Below are 17,137 nucleotides of genomic sequence, written 5' to 3'. Positions count from 1 at the left end.
CTAGTCGTACCGCAGTTTCATCTGCTCTGCTGTCAGCAAAACTTCATCCGCACCAACAGAAAGCACCCGTTCTGTCGCTGCATGAGGATACCTGTTGCGCAATGTGCGTACCAGCGAAGCCGTATACGCAGCCGTGGATGGCACCCCTGCCAGCTCCTGCAGACTTGCCATAGTTCCATGCTTTACCTCAGGATATCCTTCGGCTATCCCTCCCGAGGCCTCTTCATAGAATTTACGCACCTCCGCAGCAAGCCGATCCCCCTGACCTTCCACAATGATAAATGCCGTGATGATGTACGCTTTGGCCTGACGCCGCTGAGCAATACCGCAAAATTTCAATCCACCAACGCTGACATCATAATCCCCAGGACAGAACGCCCCCTGCACTTCTCCTGTCTGTGCCTGAGTTGACCAAGGAGTTAACGACTCGGCAATGATCGAAGCCATCTCGCGAAAATCATCATGAATATTAATTGCGTGCCCTGGATTGGGCAAGATCAGCGACACGTTCACAACACCCGGATTCAACGGAACTGCGGCCCCACCAGAAGGCCGTACACATACGGCTGTCCCCTGACCTTTGATCACATCCATCGCTTCGACTGCCCGAGGCAGCCTTCGGTCGCGTAAGCCGGCCACAAAGGCATCTGGGTGTCGCCATATATGAGCAACAGGCAGATGGCCTGCTCCAACACGTCTGCACATCACTTCTTCCCATGCAAAAGCATCAAGTACACTGCTGCCAAGGCGCATAAGCGGTGTCTCCCAAATTTGCAAACGCAGCGATGAATGCTGCTCAGTGGATATTCTTTGTACAGTCAACTCGCTCTTCTCTGACTCAGGCAGTTGGTTGGATTGGGAAGGTATATTCATCGTCCATAACCTCCGACTATCGAATTCATATGTAGTTTCAGTCCCTCCGACAAATACGAAAAAAAAGCCCTATATAAATAAGCCGGTTCCCCAAAGGAACTCGGCTTATTTATAATTACTCTTTGACCAGAGACAGAAACTCCGCACGCTGTGCAGGGTTATCACGGAAAGATCCACGTACAGCAGACGTTACCGTTTTACTGCCCGGTTTCTTCACGCCGCGGGAGCACATGCACAAGTGCTCACCTTCTACGACAACCATCACACCATGCGGTGCAACTGCTTCGGTCAAGATGTCCGCAATCTGCGATGTAATACGTTCCTGTACTTGAAGACGGCGTGTTACCGCTTCAACCAGGCGTGCCATTTTGCTTAGACCCACAATTTTCCCGCTTGGTATATAGCCAATATGGACTTTACCAAAGAACGGTGCCATATGGTGCTCGCACTGGCTGTAGTAAACGATATCTTTCACGATGACCAGCTCTTCGTGATTCTCGTCAAAGGTGACACCCAGCACGTCACGGGGATCCACTTCATATCCACCAAAAATCTCTTCGTACATCCGGGTTACACGCGCAGGCGTTTCCAGAAGCCCTTCACGTGTGCTATCTTCTCCGATCAATTTGAGAATTTGTTCGACATGATACTCGATCTTCTCCCGATTGTCGGATACTTTGGAATTCAAATAATCTTTCACGCCAGCCACTGCCAAGCGCCTCCTTTCGAACCACATCCTGCAAGCGATTTAATCACCCACAGCTATTATTTTCGGCGGCCCGAGTTTTTACGCGCAGGATGTTGAGTCGGCTGAGGCATCTTTGCGCCTGGTTGCTGGTTCTTCATCATCTGCTGGGCACGCTGCATTTGCTTGCCATTCAGGTTATAACCCATTTGCTTCGCCATTTTCTGTAACATGTCAGGGTCGCTTTGCATTTTCTCAAGCTGTTTACGCAGGTAGAACACCCCGATGAAAAATCCACCGACCAGACCCACAATCAATGTAATAATCGGTATTACAATATCCATCTCTTAGACACCTCTGTATGCAATATGCAATCTTAAAAAACGGATGATCCGTGCTTGTACACATCATGAATGATGAAGATTTATACCATGATGCAAACATAACACCGACCGGATTTCCTGAGAATTATCATAGCATTTCCACACGTCCTGAGCAAACGCATTTTCCAGTTATATCACTTACGTCAGTACTCCTTCAATAAAGATCGTGTTCTGTTTGGCCAAATCAATCTCAACAACATCCAGCGAATAACGCGTGTTGCCGTGAGCCACCCGAATAACCGGTCTTCCTGGCAGCCCGCGGTGCTGGCGGACAATGACGCCGGTCTCTTTCGTAGACAGCCGAACAGCAGTCCCGTTAGGATATACGGATACACTTTTATTAAACTCAATCAGAATATCGCGATCCAGCTTCGTTCCGGACATCGCCATCATTGCCTCACACGCTTCATGGGGAAGCATGTTGCTGCCTGACAGACCGTTAATGAGATTATCATAGATGTTAGCTGCACTTACAATTTTGGCAAAAAGATGGATGTCCTTCCCTCTGATTCCCCTTGGTGTACCACTGCCGTCCTCATGTTCATGATGTTGAAGTGCAGTGTGCGCAACGAGCAGACTGAACTCACGCTTGTTCTTGATCACTTCAAAGCCACGCCATGTGTGATGCAGCTTTGAAGTAGGAACAGTACCCGGAGGCTCGCCTACTTTCCCAATATCATGTAAAAGGGCACCTACAGCCAGATCCTTGAGCTGATTGTAGTTAAGTCCCATATTTAACCCGATAACGGAAGACAACAAACAAACATTCATCGCATGAACATATTGTGCATTGTCTTGGGTTCGGATATCGGTTAACTGCACCAGCAGTTCTCGCCCGTTTAGCACATCATTCAATAATTTGTCTATACTGAGCGCGACTTTCTTCGGACTCCAGTCTTTGCCGGATCGTACCGCTTCAAGCGTAACGCTCATCTCATTGATAATGGCCCGTTTCGTGGCTTCATCCAGAATATCTTCTGTATCCACATCTTTAAACGCTTCATCCTGGATGTACAGCGTGGTTACCCCGATACGCTTCAGCGTATTGACCATAAACACGGTGAGCTGGACTCCGGCAGACAACAACACTGTCCCATTACTGGAATACACCGTCTTGCCCAAAATCTCCCCCGCCTCCACGCTTTCCACGTTTACATACTTCATGAACGTCCCCCGCTCTTACGATTACTGCTCCAATGTGAGCAATTGCTCCTTGGTTTGCAGACCGCCTACGTAACCTACCAGAGTGCCATCTTTACCGCTCAATCGATGACAAGGAATAATAATCGGGATTGGGTTCTTGCTAATAGCATCCAAAACTGCACGTATAGCCTTGGGCCTGCCGATCTTTTCCGCAACTTCTTGGTGGGTTAAGGCTTCTCCATAAGATATATCGGACAGAACCTCCCAAACTTGTAGCTGGAATGCAGTACCATACTGCTTAAGCTGCAAGTCAAATGTCGTTCTTTCCCCAGCAAAATACTGCACTAGCTGCCCCGCAGCTTCGCTGAGCTTCTCTTCGTTTTTCTCATATCGGTATTCACCGACCCACGTACGGGCCCATTGTTGCAGATGAGCTTCCCGAACATGAAAAGCGCCAAAATCGATATGACACAGTCCCTCGTCGGTAGCGCATAAGGTAAGTGTGCCAATCGGTGTCAGCACCTCATCATAATATACAGGTTTGCCGTGAAGCCCAGTTACCGCAGATGGTTTCCATGCGGCTGCTTCGGGTTTGGTAGAGGATACAGCGCCCTCAGGTTCACCATCGCTTTCACTCGTACTACCATTAGCAGTCCACGACATGTCCTTTCCAAACTCTGTATCTCTTATCTGAGATAAAGATGCAGCTTGTGTGTGTTGCACAGCATCCACTGTATCTGGTTGTTGTTGTTTCTCCACTTGATCTTGCTTTTTCTCTTGCACTTGCTGCGTCACATTCACTTGCTCAGCCTGCGGCTGATCGGGTAAGGTCTCAGAAGATAATAATCTCTCCTTGGCTTTCTGCAGCATACTTAGCACGTTCCCATCTTGTTCGATCGCGGCAGCTTCCCCAATAGCTCTCATGGCGTCTTCTCCTCCAATTCTGCTCAGCGCCCAGGCAGCGGTCCCCCGCAGCTCCGGACGCGGATCACGCTTCAGTACCTGCGTTAGCTTCGGTACAGCGCTTTTGTCTTTGAAATTGCCCAGTGCAATGACCGCATTGCGCTGGATCGGCTTTTTTCCCCGCCAAGCGGCAGAACTTTGACCGAAACGTTCCTTGAATTCACGGTTGCCGATATCCAGTAGCGGCAATAACAATGGCTTTACAACCTCCGGATCGGGATGAAACTCAGGATGATGATCCCAGTTTTTGCCCCGATTCTTCGGACATACAATCTGACACGTATCACAACCGTACAGTCGGTTGCCTATTTTCAGCATAAACTCTTCATCCAGAAACCCTTTAGTCTGGGTTAAAAAAGAAATACAGCGCTGCGCATTCAATTGGCCGGGGCCAACCAGCGCACCTGTAGGACAGGCATCGATGCATTTCGTGCACTCACCGCAATCCTCGGTTACCGGAGTATCCGGCGGGAATGGAATGTTCGTGACAAGTTCCCCAAGGAATATCCATGAACCGAATTTGGGCGATATAATCGAGCAGTTTTTGGCACTGAACCCGATCCCCGCCCGTTGCGAGACAGCGCGATCCACAAGCGCACCTGTGTCCACCATACTTTCAATGATCGCTTCCGGTACGCGTTCACGGATAAAATTCACCAGCTTGTCCATCGCTGTGCGAAGCACCTGGTGATAATCCTGTCCCCAAGCCGAACGGGCGAAAATGCCGCGGTACGCGCCAGGCTCCGACTTCGGCGGGTTCACCATTTTGGACGGATAGGCCACAGCTATAGCAATCAGGGAAGCAGGTGCGCTATCTTGAAGGGCGGGATGTACTCTTTTTTCAATATCCGGCTCTTCAAATCCTGACGCATACCCCTTATCCCGAGACTGCTCCAGCAGCGATTTAAGCGACACAAAGGGGTCCGCGGAAGCAAACCCAATATCATCTATGCCCAGTTCCGGGCCAGCTGCCTTGATCTCCTGCTTTAACGCTTCCCATACGGAGGCGGCCTGTGCTGCCCCGGTCCGTACGCTCGTCATTGTTCTTCCCTCTTTTCTATAAGGCACGTAATCTCGTTATCTTTAAACAATGAACGCCCGCCTCACTTAAGAGACCAGGCGCTTAACTATAACGATATAGGTCTAGCATAAAATAGAATGTACAGTCTACGTGCCTGTATGGTTAAACGCAAATTTCGCTTCGAAGTTGTTGTAGTCCAACATTTTACAGCTTTTTCATCTCGGAGAATGGCCAGAAAATAAACTCGGCTTTGCCGACAATCTCGCTGGAAGCAATGCTCCCAAACAAACGGCTGTCCTTGCTTTTGCCCTCGTGACGATTATCTCCCATGACGAAGAAACGATCCGACTCCAACGTGATCGGCCCAAAATCAGGATCTTGCACTTCAATGTCCGTATAACTCTCTGTCTGCTGAACGCCATTAACATATAGATGATGGTCCTTGACCTCAATTGTATCACCGGGAAGTCCAACGATTCGTTTCACCAGGTAATCCTTCTTCCCCGTACCTTCACTCGGGTCACGAAGCACAATCACATCCGACCGGGACGGTTCACCGAAATGATATACCATTTTGTTGACAAACAGACGATCACGCTCCACCAGCGTCGGTTGCATGGACTGTCCTTTGACCATCGACAGGTTAAATACAAACAGGTTCAGCAACATCATGATCACAAAAGCAACCACAATGGTCTTCACCCAATCCCACAGCTCGGCTGTCCAGGACTTCCCAGACTGCTCAGGCACAGAATTCTGATTCTGCTCCTCGAAAGTCGAATGCTCCACAGAAGGCATGTTAGAATTCAAAGAGACACCTCATTTATCAGTTTGTAGATTAAACATTTGTTGACAGGTAATACTCCCTTTCAGTCTACTCTATTTGGCAGAGCGAAACAATTGGAGATGCCCACCAGCATACGAACGGACAGACTCTTCCCAACCACACTTTGGAAAAAGGAAAACAGGTCGCATATCAAACGCTGCATCCTCATACAAATAGAAAGGCATATCCGTCACGTCATAGTGCGTGAACAGATATGCCTAATATAAAATGAAAATCTCTTTATTTCTTTGTCTAACCTACACCGAATTCACCTGCACCGATTAAGCCTTGGACAAAATACTAAGTTTCTGAAAAGCACTCAGAATCTTACTGGCACCATACCCCATTGCTTCGTACAAAGGCATGGCTGCTTTGTTGTGCTCATCACCAGCCACCCAAATCTGGCTGACTTTGCGCTGCTGGAACCGCTGTTCCATAGCCTCGACAAGTGTTTTGCCGACACCGCGGCGACGATAGTCTGGATGAACCGCAATACGATAGATGCATCCCTGGTTTTGATCAATCGTACCAATCAAAGCGCCGACGAGGTCTCCCTCTTCTTCCGCAACCATGATCAGGTCAGAATCCCATGACAATTGACGGGCAAACGGGCCCATCGTGTTCTCATAACACTCTTCCGATAGTGCAACCTGGAGAAGCTCCGTCATCTGGCTTGCATCACTCAACTGAAAGGAACGAACGTGCATGTTTTAAATCTCCCTTTTCGTTAGCTTAAGATGAGGTTTTACAAAAAAGGGGGTCCCCTTTTACCAAAAACCCGATGTTCATATAATGACAAAAAACGAGAAAATACCGCTTCTTCGTCAATTAAACCATACTTTTCTCCATAAAACACGCATTTTCTTCTGAAAGCGCTTTATTGTAAACGTTTACATTGATTCCGTTTGAATTTTAACGATTTTCTCCGCCGAAATCTCATAATTTTATTCATAATGGGTAAAATATGTTTGTTATCTCTGGCCTGGCTTTTGATTAACGGTTCGGGGGACTTAATAAACAAAAATGTTGATTAATTATCCCGAATGCGGTTTAATAATAATGGCAAGGGTATTATTACATATGTACCTTAACAACAAATCACAAAATCTCAGGAGGTATTTCACTATGGCTTTTCAATTACCAGCACTTCCTTACGCTAACGATGCACTGGAACCACATATCGATGCACAAACGATGGAAATCCACCACGATCGCCATCACAACACTTATGTAACTAACTTGAACGCAGCTCTGGAAAGCGCTCCTGAACTGCAAAACAAAAGCTTGGAAGATCTGATCGCTAACCTGGACAGCGTACCAGAAAGCATCCGCACAGCGGTTCGTAATAACGGCGGCGGACATGCTAACCACAGCTTGTTCTGGGAAATCATTGGACCAAACGGCGGCGGCGCACCAACAGGTGATATCGCAGTAGCAATCGACAGCGAACTGGGTGGCTTTGACAAGTTCAAAGAAGACTTCGCTAAAGCAGCTACAACTCGTTTCGGCTCCGGCTGGGCATGGCTCGTTGTAGGCAAAGATGGCAAATTGTCCATCACTAGCACGCCTAACCAAGACAGCCCGCTCTTCGAAGGTCTGACTCCAGTTCTGGGTCTGGACGTATGGGAGCACGCTTACTACCTGAAATATCAAAACAAACGCCCTGATTACATCGGTGCATTCTGGAACGTAATCAACTGGGATGAAGTTAACAAACGTTACGCTGCAGCGAAATAAGACTGCGGTTAGAATAAAAGAGCCTGAATCGATCCTTGTGATCGACTCGGGCTCTTTTTTGTTGAGTGTTGAGTGGAGCGTATTGGATATACGGGGCACGTATCAGATAGAGCGGGATGTTCTGATGGAAGGCCATAACGCATGCGGGCAGACTGTGCCGCAGGGGCCGAAGACTGATGTCATGCTCACTAAGGCTTCCCAAGGGGCTCCGACGCATATTTGACACTTGTGTGTCCCTGATCGAGGGGTCGGTGATGAGCTCGATGCTGGCAGGCCATGTCACGCGCTCACCATGAATTACCTCCAGGCTGGCAGGCCATGCCACGCGCTCACCGTGAATTACCTCCATACTGGCAGCCATGTCACGCGCTTATCGTGAATTACCTCCATGCTGGTAGCCATGCCACGCCACGCGCTTACTGTGAATTACCTCCATGCTGGAAGCCATGTCACGCGCTCATCGGTGAATTACCTCCATGCTGGCAGCCATGCCACGCGCTCATCGGTGAATTACCTCCATACTGGAAGCCATACCACGCGCTTACCTAAGACTGCCAACCTGCGCTAACGATCACCAGAAACGCTATTTGCGCTTTTTTCAGCCAATCTAAATTCTAACGATCTCCAGAGACGCTATTTATCTATTTCCGGTGGAATATTGCGCCAAATGCACGTTTTCGAGGAAAATAGCGTCTCTCATGATCGTTAGAATTTTGCAGGCCTCATTTTTCGCAAAATAAGGTTTCTGGAGATCGTTAGAAGAAATCTCTCAATACAATAACGGTACCTCTTCCCTTTCTTCTCCACATCCCTTAGAGATGGTTCATCTAATCCTATGCTTAGCCAATTGGCCATCGTTATTATTCAGTAACTTCATCATAGGCTCCAGCAAAATAGTTGCGTAGCAACTTCAGAAAGACATTAGGGAACGCGAGTTTCTCCATATCTTCCGGGCCGATCCATTGATACTTAAGACCATCGCCTTTACCTGTCAGGGCTTCCTGCGCCGCACGAGCGGCGGTAGATGCAAATGACTCTGTAGCTGGAGCTGCTTCCATCTGTGATGCCACCTGTGCATCGTAGGCTTCTCTGGCTTCCGCAGCGATCAGCGGAAGCTCGCTGCTCTGGTCCTGCTCGGTGCACTTGTACACCTGCAGGCTCCAGACAATATGGCTGAACACATGCTCCGCATGGGTAGCCAGCCCTTCCGGGCGGGCAGCGAAGCCTTCCGCCCACAGACTTCCGGCCAGCAATGCCATGGCCGGCTCATCCGCCAGCGGCGCTGCCGCCTTGCCCGCTACGGCAGGCGCCGCCAGCACATGCGGCAGCTCCCACATCCGGGCGAGCAGGCCTGTCTCCGGGCGCTGGCGCACAAGCACACGGCCGCGATGAGCACCGCGGCCTTCCACCAGGGCAACCAGCCGCTGCTCAGGGCGCGGCGGCTTCGCTTTGGTCTTGACCGGCAACGTAAGCTCCCTTCCGGCAATCCTGCCGGAACATTGCTCCATCACCGGGCAAGTCAAACAGTGCGGCGCTTTGGGTGTACACACCAGCGCGCCAAGTTCCATCAGCGCCTGGTTGAAATCACGCGCCCGCCCTTCCGGAATGAGCTCTCCCGCGAGCTCTTCCATCAAAACCCGGGTGCTGCCCTTCATTATATCCTCATCAATGAGGAAATATCGGGACAGTACCCGCATCACATTGCCGTCCACCGCTGGCTGCGGCTGGTTGAAGGCAATGCTGAGAATGGCTCCGGCTGTATACGGGCCGACCCCTTTTAACGCAAAGACGCTCTGCTTGTCCTGCGGCATCTCTCCGCCATGCAGCTCCATAACCTGCCTTGCTGCTGCCTGAAGATTACGCGCCCTTGAATAATATCCGAGCCCCTCCCAGTTTTTCAGCACCTCTTCCTCCGGTGCCTCGGCAAGAGCTTGTACGGTCGGAAAATTCCCGATGAATCGGTTAAAATACGGAATCACCGTATCTACACGTGTCTGTTGCAGCATAATTTCCGAAACCCACGTAAAATACGGATTGTTGTGGCGACGCCACGGTAAATCGCGACGATTAATCATGTACCAATCCAGCAAATTCACACTGAAATGTCGTTTCTGTTCTTGTAAACCCATATGTCCTTCCTTTCCTGTATCCACGATTCTCAGTTATATGACTCCCAGTCTGACTCTCACTCGCTTGTTCTTGTTCTTTTCGTTCGCCAACCCATCTTATATATCTAGCCCATTCGCTTCATGTACTTGCTCCACAATCGCAAATGCTGCTGCCAACTCCGTCTGATGGGTAATGCTTAGATGAATCTCATATTGTATATCATACGGCAGCTGCAGACGCTCCCAAGCCTGACTGGACAACGAAGCAACTGGGCGACCCGATGGATCGGGCAGCACTTCAATATCTGTAAAACCCATGACAGCACCGATTCCGCAGCCAAATGCTTTGGAAACGGCCTCCTTGGCCGCAAAACGTCCCGATACAAATTCAGTCATCCTTTTCCCGCGACTAGCGGCGATCTTACGTTCAGCTGGAGTTAATATACGCTTCATAAACGCCTCTGCATGGCGACCAGACAACAGCCTGCGCATACGGTCAATCTCTAATACATCATTGCCAATGCCATATATCATAACGATTCACCCGCTTAATCTTTTAGGCTGTTAAAGATAATCCATACTTCAAACGATCCGCAACTTTCCGAACACGTATTCTATTGTAGCAGGAGGCGTACACGGATGCGAGCATCCACTATCGGCATTTCCAATTTTGCTAAAATTTTAACAAAACCCTTCCCCATCATCTTGGATATCCGCTCCAGCTCAACCCTATACCCAAAACACATGACGAATGAAAATAACAAAAAAGAGCCACCGCTCTAAGCAAGCAGTGACCCCTCTTCAAATCAGAGTCCCTTTCGAGACTCTTTCATGCAAATTCATAATAATCCTACTCAATTCAATTTGAATATTTTCTCCAAAACTTAAATGCCACACGGTGCATTCACACGTTCGATACGTTCATCACCCGAATTAAATACCAGGAATCGCATTACGTTTGTGATGTGTGCGTGTGTAAAATGACTCCAGACGCTCTTGTGCAGCCGGGTCGATCTGTTTGCCTTCAAGGTAATCGCTGTTCGCTTCGTATGAAATGCCCAGCTCGTCCTCATCGGTTTGACCTTCCCATAGCCCTGCCGAAGGAGCTTTATCCAGAATGGATTGCGGCACCTTAAGATAAGCAGCGAGCTGACGTACTTGACGTTTGTTGAGAGTGCTCAGTGGTGTGATATCCACGGCTCCGTCGCCCCATTTGGTGTAAAAGCCGGTGATCGCTTCGGATGCATGATCCGTACCTACGACCAGCAGGTTTTCTTCAAAAGAAAGCGCATATTGCATCACCATACGTGTTCTTGCTTTCACATTGCCCTTGCCTTGGTGAGTCATATGGCGCGGACTACCCAGGGATTTGAAGCCCTGCTCCACTTCCAGTGCGATTTCATTCACGGCATCCTCGATGTTTGTTTCCACAACATGCTTCAGATCGTATGCTTTGGCTACAGCATAACTATCCTGGATGTCCGCTTGCTCTCCATAAGGCTGGAACACACCCAGCGTTTTGTACTCTTGATTGTTTTCTGCGGTAAGCTCGTCCGTTGCTTGTTTGCAAAGGGCCGTAGCTACAGCACTGTCAATACCGCCACTGATGGCAATCAGCAGTCCTTTGGTGCCGGAATTTTTTACATACGTTTTAAGAAAATCCACACGCTTGCGTACTTCCTCGGCTTCATTAATGCTTGGTTTAACCTTCAATTCAGCGATGATCTGTTGTTGCAAACTCATCGTTCATACACCCCGTTTCGACTAAGATAGGATTTTGATGCCCCATTTGAAAGGTATTTGATACTTAGCTTGAAAGGTATTCTGATGTCCAGCTAGAAAAGCTCGAATGGTTCAATAACCTGATCTGTCCAAAATGAAACGCCCCGGCATCGGGCATCCGAAGTGCGGGGCGTCCTATGGAGCAGATTAACGGCAATAACGTTCAAATGCACTTGTCAGGTCAGCCGCGATTTCCTCTGCAGAACGATCTTCCACTTGGTGACGCTCGATAAAGTGAACGAGTTCTCCGTCTTTCAACAAAGCGATAGACGGTGAGGATGGTGGGTATGGTGCAAAGAATTCACGAGCCTTTGCCGTTGCTTCCTTGTCTTGACCAGCAAATACAGTGTAGAGGTGATCTGGTGTTAAATCGTTCTGAAGTGCCTGAGCAACCCCTGGACGACATTGACCTGCTGCACATCCACATACAGAGTTAATTACGACCAGTGCTGTTCCTTTAGCATCCGGCAAGCTTGCTTCAACCTCTTCTGGTGTACGCAGTTCCTGGATTCCCAGACGAGTCAGCTCATCCCGCATTGGCTGAACCATATCTCTCATGTATTGATCAAATGACATCGACATTCAGTTTCACTCCTTATAATGGTTGTTCTATGATCTCGTTTGAAAAGTTAGAGTACAATAGCGATGCACCAACGAATGCGTCCATATCGAAAAAAATGGATACACGCTGTGCTATTCCTATTATACATCCCCATGCAATGAAAGCAAGGTTCAGACAACACCTGCGGAACAGCTTTCTCTCAATTATTATGGCTAATGGTCTGGCAAAATATGCTGACGCTCTAACGTTGAAAGGCAACCTTAAACGTCGTCCCCTGCCCTTCTTCGGATTCAACGGAGATTGTGCCATTATGCCGCTCGACAATGCTTAGACACATGGATAACCCCAGTCCGGTTCCTTTTGCTTTGGTTGTATAGAAAGGTTCAAACAGTTTTTCCTGCTTCACTGGCGGTATCCCCGGCCCCGTATCGTGCACACACAGCTCCACCCTGTCATCGACCATACGGGTTTCCAAGGTAAGCACACCTTTTTCGGTCATCGCTTCCATTCCGTTACGAGCCAAATTCAGTACGACTTGTTTAATTTCTTTCGCATTCAGATGCAGCTTCGGCACGTTATGGGCCAGCATCAGTTCGATGCTCTGACCTCGCAGATTGGCGTCGGCCCATAGCAAAGGACTGAGTTCATGAATGATATCGTGTAATTGTGATTCTTCTTTTTCCGCAATACGGTTCTGAGCCAAGGACAGAAAATCATTGATGATACTATTGGCTCTGTCGAGCTCTTCCATAACAATTCGATAATAATGATTCAGGGAATCCGGACTTTTTTCCTGCATTAATTGAAGAAACCCTCGCACCACAGCCATCGGGTTGCGCACCTCGTGTGTGATGCTTGCCGCCATCTGTCCCACCAAGCTTAGACGATCCACATTATCAAGTTCGCTACGCAACATCTCAAGCTCGGTAACATCCTGAATAATAAGCATAGCTCCCGAGACTTCCTTCGAGCCTTTTGTAACATACTCATAAATCGGGACCGTTCGGGAAAGAAATACATGAGATCCGTATCGCACCGTAAGCACACTTACTTCACCATGTACAACGGCTTGCTGGATGCTGTGTTCCATCTTATCTGCCTGTTCTCGCTCGACAAATTGACTGGCATGTTGCCCAATTAAGTTATGTGCCGATGTGCACGGAAGCTGTTCTTTGGCCGTTTGCTTCATCAGTTCGTTTACAAACACAACTTTGCCTTCGACATCTACCGTGGCTATAGAAAGAGGTACTGCATTCAGAATCTGGTGCAGTTTCTCCGTTTCACTCATGTAATGGTGATGCACTTCAGATAGTTGCTGTTCCATTCCGCGGTAACGTCCCATCCGATCCAGCCACAGTTGACTCATGCTCCCAGCAGCCAGTGCACCTGCCATGTATCCGAGTGCCGACAAAATCAGATAAAGCTTGGAATATGTCGTGTCAGGATAGACATAAACCATCCACAACAGACTTGCAACAGCCAGTTCAGCGGTAATCAGCGCAATGACCGTATTCATTTTGCGAGAACATGTATTATGCTTGAATCGTTTGGCGGACAACCATACAATAGGATAGAGAAGTATTCCCGTATGAAGAAGAAATCCGTACAGATCATAGGGATGTGCTAACAGAAAATAGAAGAGAATATGTAGAATAGACAAGGCAGCGCCTATGTGGGCTTTACAATATAGAATCGCAAGAGTAACCGGGATAATACTTAGGGATATAGGAACGGTCTCGGAACCTACGGATAATGCAAAAAGTAGACAGAGCAGCATACTAATGATACTTGTTGCCGCAAAGCTGAAATTGACTTTATCTGCATGATCCATTCGCATGACCTGTTGTTTGGAGAGACCCAAATAAAATAAGGGAATCAGGAATACTGCCGATCCGGCTAGCAGTACTTGTAAAAGAATGTCCTTTAACGCAACCACAACGTCATCTCCTCCTCTGCCTGTACATTCCCTCATTTAATTCTGATTAAAACATAGGCGACAGCATATTACAATATATCGCTTAAGGCTGCATAATAGAACACCGAATCACCCTGTCTGATTTCAGAAAAAGGCAGTAACAGACATTGTCTATAAAAAACAGACAAAATCAATCAAAAAGAAGGTAATTATGTATGTATGACGTTATCGTAATAGGTGGCGGTTCTGCTGGTCTGATGGCTTGTGTGGCAGCTGCCGAGCACGGAGCATCTGTGCTGTTGCTGGATAAAGGAGATCAATTAGGCCGCAAACTGGGCATCTCCGGCGGAGGACGCTGCAATGTAACCAATGCCAAAGAAACGGATGAGCTTATTCGACATATTCCGGGTAATGGCCGTTTTTTATACAGCTCGTTTCAAAATCTGGACAATCAGGGCATCATGCGTTTTTTTGAAAATCTCGGCATTGCCTTGAAAGAAGAAGACAACGGCAGAATGTTTCCTGTCACGGACAAAGCCAAGACGGTTGTTGATGCACTGGTTGGGAAAATTGTTTCTCTTGGTGTCGAGATCCGTACGAAAGAACCTGTTAAAGAGCTTATTCATAACGGTCAGCAAGTGCAGGGCGTTAAGCTCGCTTCAGGCAAAATCATTCACGGCCGCTCCGTCATTATCGCAACGGGGGGCAAATCCGTACCGCAAACCGGTTCCACCGGTGACGGGTATCCCTGGGCTGAAGCAGCGGGCCATACCATAACAGAGCTATATCCAACCGAAGTACCGATTGTATCCGGTGAGAGCTGGATTCAGTCCAAAGAGCTGCAGGGCTTGTCTCTGCGCGATATTGCTCTGTCCGTACTCGATGCCAAAGGCAAGACAGTCATCTCCCATCGTGGAGACATGCTCTTCACCCATTTTGGCGTATCCGGACCGGTTGCCCTGCGTTGCAGTCAGTTTATTCGCAAGGTTCAGATGAAGTCCGGGAGTACGCAGGTCACCATGAGCATCGACCTTTTTCCTGACCTTACTCCAGCTGCGCTGGAAGCACAAGTGAAACAAGGCCTAGAGCAAGAGTCGCGCAAGGCTGTCAAAAATATTTTAAAAGCATGGGTGCCCGAGCGTCTGATTCCTCTACTGATGAAACGTGCCGAAATTGGAGATGACCTCACATTTCACCATTTTCCGAAAGGCATGTTAAGTCACCTGTGCGAGCTAATGAAGTCCTTCACTTTCCGCGCAGACGGCACAAGATCACTTAAAGAAGCCTTTGTTACCGGAGGTGGAGTTCACTTAAAGGAAATATACCCCAAAACCATGGAATCCAAGCTGCTGCCCGGACTATTCTTTTGCGGGGAAGTGCTCGACATTCACGGTTACACTGGCGGTTATAATATTACTGCTGCGTTCTCCACTGGATACACTGCTGGCATGAATGCTGCTGAGTACAGACATGGTAACGCGTAGGTAATTTGGTTCTTGCTTCTTGATGCTCGGTGCTGGGTGTTTGGTGTTTGGTGCTTGGCTCTTGATGCTTGGTGCTTGACGCTTGGTGTTTCGTGCTCGGTGCTTGGTGCTTGGCTCTTGATGCTTGGTGCTTGGTGCTTGGTGCTTGGTGCTCGGTGCTGGGTGCTTGGTGCTCGGTGCTGGGTGCTTGATGTTTGGTTCTTGATGCTTGGTTCTTGATGCTTGGTGCTTGGTGCTTGGCTCTTGATGCTTGATGCTTGGTGCTGGGTGCTTGATGTTTGGTTCTTGATGCTTGGTTCTTGATGCTTGGTGCTTGGTGCCTGATGTTTGGTGCTTGGTATTCGGTGGTTGGTGCTTGATGTTTGGTTCTTGGTGCTTGGTGCTCGGTGCTGGGTGCTCTGCTTTTTGCTTTCGGCCTCCCTGATCGGGGCAAGTGTCTACTACAACGCGATATGGACGTACGGGATCAAGGCCAGTGCATGGAGTAAGCGCAGTATGTCTATTCGCAGACTATTGTTGTGGTGAAATGTTGCTTGCCATTTCTCAGGTATCGGTGTTGTATCCACGTTGCAGACGTGGCTTTAATCTGCACATCAATATGTTGCCTAGTGTCGGTTATTGTGGTCCGTTTCGCTATGATGCTGGTAGTTGGCGGGTCGCTCTACACATGGTTCAAGCGCTAACGATCACCACGAACCTTATTCCGTGGAAATGATTCATTTTTAAATTCTAACGATCACCAGGAACGCTATTTGGCACCAAACAGGCCTTTACAGCTTGAAATGAGCCATTTCTACTAAAATAACGTCTCTGGAGATCGTTAGATTTTCAAACACCTCTAAATAGAGCAAATAGCGTTCTCTGTGATCGTTAGAAAATGTTCAGGTACAGCGATAGCCCATGGGACACTCATTCAACCTGCATCATTGGCGGCGTGTACTAAAAAAGGCACCCTACATGTCATTATCCATGACCGAAGGGGTGCCTTTTGCTTTGCTTAATACTTTTTACAGCTCCAAGGTAAGTTTCAGATGAACCCTGCAGTTTGCTGCGACAGGTACGGGGGAAATGTATTCGTGTGTGCAGTTTTTTCCTTAAGCTTTAACACTGCCGGAAAATCCATCCGCAGAATCATCATAAACAGGGTCATCACTGTAGTTATGTTTGCCCTGATGAACACCCTGATCGATACTCTGACCCACGTTCATCGTCTGGTTTCCACCACGTGCATAACTCTCGTTCCAGTCCTCATTTACCAGATGTGCCGGAATGGATACGTTTTGGAACTGATCCAGTTCATCCACTGAGGAAGCAAACACAGCACTCCCTCCATGGGATTGCACAATCTCTACAGCCGACTGCGGATCTTGGCGATCCGTCGGAATATATAATTCAAGTGGTGCAGACTGGTAAGGCTTATAGCCAAGTTCCTCCAAGGTTGCTTTTGCCGCAAGCAGTGCCGAAGGATCGGAAAAATGCACTTGAAGCTCACCGTTATCCATCATGCTCAACTTCTCCTCACTATAGATATTTCTAACCTCAGTCCGTGAAACCCATTGAACGTCAAGACATCTACGGATCAAGACCTGCATACACAGGACCCTATGACAGTCATGTCTTCCACGATACCTATGACTCATGTGACACTTATGACG

General features: G+C 48.4%; 16 protein-coding genes. 3 read left to right on the top strand and 13 right to left on the bottom strand.

The features are described from left to right. From AC1VYS_RS03415 to AC1VYS_RS03385, 7 genes are all read right to left on the bottom strand, one after another. The gene (locus AC1VYS_RS03415) at positions 1–873 is read right to left on the bottom strand and encodes a lipoate--protein ligase family protein (protein ID WP_482913000.1); all 873 of its coding nucleotides are present in this window, start codon (positions 871–873) and stop codon (positions 1–3) included. A 115-nt stretch (positions 874–988) separates the two neighbouring features. Next, positions 989–1,582, bottom strand: a complete 594-nt coding sequence (gene folE, locus AC1VYS_RS03410; protein WP_090924577.1) for a GTP cyclohydrolase I FolE — start codon at positions 1,580–1,582, stop codon at positions 989–991. Positions 1,583–1,638: 56 nt separating this feature from the next. Then, complete coding sequence (locus AC1VYS_RS03405) at positions 1,639–1,902, bottom strand: YneF family protein (protein ID WP_090924578.1); 264 nt, start codon at positions 1,900–1,902, stop codon at positions 1,639–1,641. A 177-nt stretch (positions 1,903–2,079) separates the two neighbouring features. Next, positions 2,080–3,105 carry an HD domain-containing phosphohydrolase gene (locus tag AC1VYS_RS03400; protein WP_154891897.1) on the bottom strand — a complete coding sequence of 342 codons (1,026 nt, stop codon included), beginning with the start codon at positions 3,103–3,105 and terminating at the stop codon, positions 2,080–2,082. Positions 3,106–3,126: 21 nt separating this feature from the next. Beyond that, positions 3,127–5,088: a tRNA epoxyqueuosine(34) reductase QueG gene (gene queG, locus AC1VYS_RS03395; protein WP_482912999.1), complete on the bottom strand. Its 1,962-nt coding sequence runs from the start codon at positions 5,086–5,088 to the stop codon at positions 3,127–3,129. A 184-nt stretch (positions 5,089–5,272) separates the two neighbouring features. Beyond that, the gene (gene lepB / locus AC1VYS_RS03390; protein ID WP_482912998.1) at positions 5,273–5,878 is read right to left on the bottom strand and encodes a signal peptidase I; all 606 of its coding nucleotides are present in this window, start codon (positions 5,876–5,878) and stop codon (positions 5,273–5,275) included. Positions 5,879–6,175: 297 nt separating this feature from the next. Then, entirely contained in the window at positions 6,176–6,601 is a 426-nt protein-coding gene (locus AC1VYS_RS03385; protein WP_342554104.1) for a GNAT family N-acetyltransferase, read from the bottom strand. A gap of 418 nt (positions 6,602–7,019) precedes the next feature. Between AC1VYS_RS03385 and AC1VYS_RS03380 the strand changes: the two genes are divergently transcribed. Continuing rightward, a complete protein-coding gene (locus AC1VYS_RS03380) occupies positions 7,020–7,631 on the top strand; it encodes a superoxide dismutase (RefSeq protein WP_482912997.1) in 612 nt (203 codons plus the stop codon). Positions 7,632–8,491: 860 nt separating this feature from the next. On the opposite strand, the gene mutY is transcribed toward AC1VYS_RS03380, so the two are convergent. Continuing rightward, complete coding sequence (gene mutY, locus AC1VYS_RS03375; protein ID WP_482912996.1) at positions 8,492–9,760, bottom strand: A/G-specific adenine glycosylase; 1,269 nt, start codon at positions 9,758–9,760, stop codon at positions 8,492–8,494. Between the two features lie 96 nt (positions 9,761–9,856). Continuing rightward, positions 9,857–10,273 (bottom strand): holo-ACP synthase, encoded by a 417-nt coding sequence (gene acpS, locus AC1VYS_RS03370; RefSeq protein WP_482912995.1) that lies wholly within the window; start codon positions 10,271–10,273, stop codon positions 9,857–9,859. A gap of 105 nt (positions 10,274–10,378) precedes the next feature. Here acpS and AC1VYS_RS03365 point away from each other — a divergent pair, with 105 nt between their 5' ends. Further along, positions 10,379–10,522 (top strand): hypothetical protein, encoded by a 144-nt coding sequence (locus AC1VYS_RS03365; protein WP_482912994.1) that lies wholly within the window; start codon positions 10,379–10,381, stop codon positions 10,520–10,522. Between the two features lie 150 nt (positions 10,523–10,672). On the opposite strand, the gene nadE is transcribed toward AC1VYS_RS03365, so the two are convergent. The 3 genes from nadE to AC1VYS_RS03350 form a co-directional block, all read right to left on the bottom strand. Further along, positions 10,673–11,482 carry an ammonia-dependent NAD(+) synthetase gene (gene nadE / locus AC1VYS_RS03360; RefSeq protein ID WP_251511654.1) on the bottom strand — a complete coding sequence of 270 codons (810 nt, stop codon included), beginning with the start codon at positions 11,480–11,482 and terminating at the stop codon, positions 10,673–10,675. A gap of 186 nt (positions 11,483–11,668) precedes the next feature. Next, complete coding sequence (locus tag AC1VYS_RS03355; protein WP_090924929.1) at positions 11,669–12,103, bottom strand: BrxA/BrxB family bacilliredoxin; 435 nt, start codon at positions 12,101–12,103, stop codon at positions 11,669–11,671. Positions 12,104–12,324: 221 nt separating this feature from the next. Continuing rightward, positions 12,325–14,019: a two-component system sensor histidine kinase NtrB gene (locus tag AC1VYS_RS03350; RefSeq protein ID WP_482912993.1), complete on the bottom strand. Its 1,695-nt coding sequence runs from the start codon at positions 14,017–14,019 to the stop codon at positions 12,325–12,327. Positions 14,020–14,213: 194 nt separating this feature from the next. On the opposite strand from AC1VYS_RS03350, the gene AC1VYS_RS03345 reads away from it, so the two are divergent. Then, positions 14,214–15,482 carry a BaiN/RdsA family NAD(P)/FAD-dependent oxidoreductase gene (locus tag AC1VYS_RS03345; protein WP_482912992.1) on the top strand — a complete coding sequence of 423 codons (1,269 nt, stop codon included), beginning with the start codon at positions 14,214–14,216 and terminating at the stop codon, positions 15,480–15,482. A gap of 1,094 nt (positions 15,483–16,576) precedes the next feature. Here the strand turns inward: AC1VYS_RS03345 and AC1VYS_RS03340 are convergent. Next, the gene (locus AC1VYS_RS03340) at positions 16,577–16,987 is read right to left on the bottom strand and encodes a hypothetical protein (RefSeq protein WP_482912991.1); all 411 of its coding nucleotides are present in this window, start codon (positions 16,985–16,987) and stop codon (positions 16,577–16,579) included. Between the last annotated feature and the right edge of the window lie 150 nt (positions 16,988–17,137).

The organism is Paenibacillus sp. G34, from assembly GCF_056856875.1.
The sequence above is the reverse complement of the archived record's forward strand: the minus strand, read 5'-3'. Positions and strand labels throughout refer to the sequence as shown.

Coding starts and splice junctions, on each gene's coding strand:
- AC1VYS_RS03385 (WP_342554104.1), bottom strand. CDS start 6,601: ATGCACGTTCGTTCCTTTCAGTTGAGTGATGCAAGCCAGATGACGGAG.
- AC1VYS_RS03365 (WP_482912994.1), top strand. CDS start 10,379: ATGCGAGCATCCACTATCGGCATTTCCAATTTTGCTAAAATTTTAACA.
- AC1VYS_RS03355 (WP_090924929.1), bottom strand. CDS start 12,103: ATGTCGATGTCATTTGATCAATACATGAGAGATATGGTTCAGCCAATG.
- AC1VYS_RS03345 (WP_482912992.1), top strand. CDS start 14,214: ATGTATGACGTTATCGTAATAGGTGGCGGTTCTGCTGGTCTGATGGCT.
- nadE (WP_251511654.1), bottom strand. CDS start 11,482: ATGAGTTTGCAACAACAGATCATCGCTGAATTGAAGGTTAAACCAAGC.
- AC1VYS_RS03405 (WP_090924578.1), bottom strand. CDS start 1,902: ATGGATATTGTAATACCGATTATTACATTGATTGTGGGTCTGGTCGGT.
- AC1VYS_RS03415 (WP_482913000.1), bottom strand. CDS start 873: ATGAATATACCTTCCCAATCCAACCAACTGCCTGAGTCAGAGAAGAGC.
- queG (WP_482912999.1), bottom strand. CDS start 5,088: ATGACGAGCGTACGGACCGGGGCAGCACAGGCCGCCTCCGTATGGGAA.
- acpS (WP_482912995.1), bottom strand. CDS start 10,273: ATGATATATGGCATTGGCAATGATGTATTAGAGATTGACCGTATGCGC.
- AC1VYS_RS03380 (WP_482912997.1), top strand. CDS start 7,020: ATGGCTTTTCAATTACCAGCACTTCCTTACGCTAACGATGCACTGGAA.
- mutY (WP_482912996.1), bottom strand. CDS start 9,760: ATGGGTTTACAAGAACAGAAACGACATTTCAGTGTGAATTTGCTGGAT.
- AC1VYS_RS03340 (WP_482912991.1), bottom strand. CDS start 16,987: ATGATGGATAACGGTGAGCTTCAAGTGCATTTTTCCGATCCTTCGGCA.
- AC1VYS_RS03400 (WP_154891897.1), bottom strand. CDS start 3,105: ATGAAGTATGTAAACGTGGAAAGCGTGGAGGCGGGGGAGATTTTGGGC.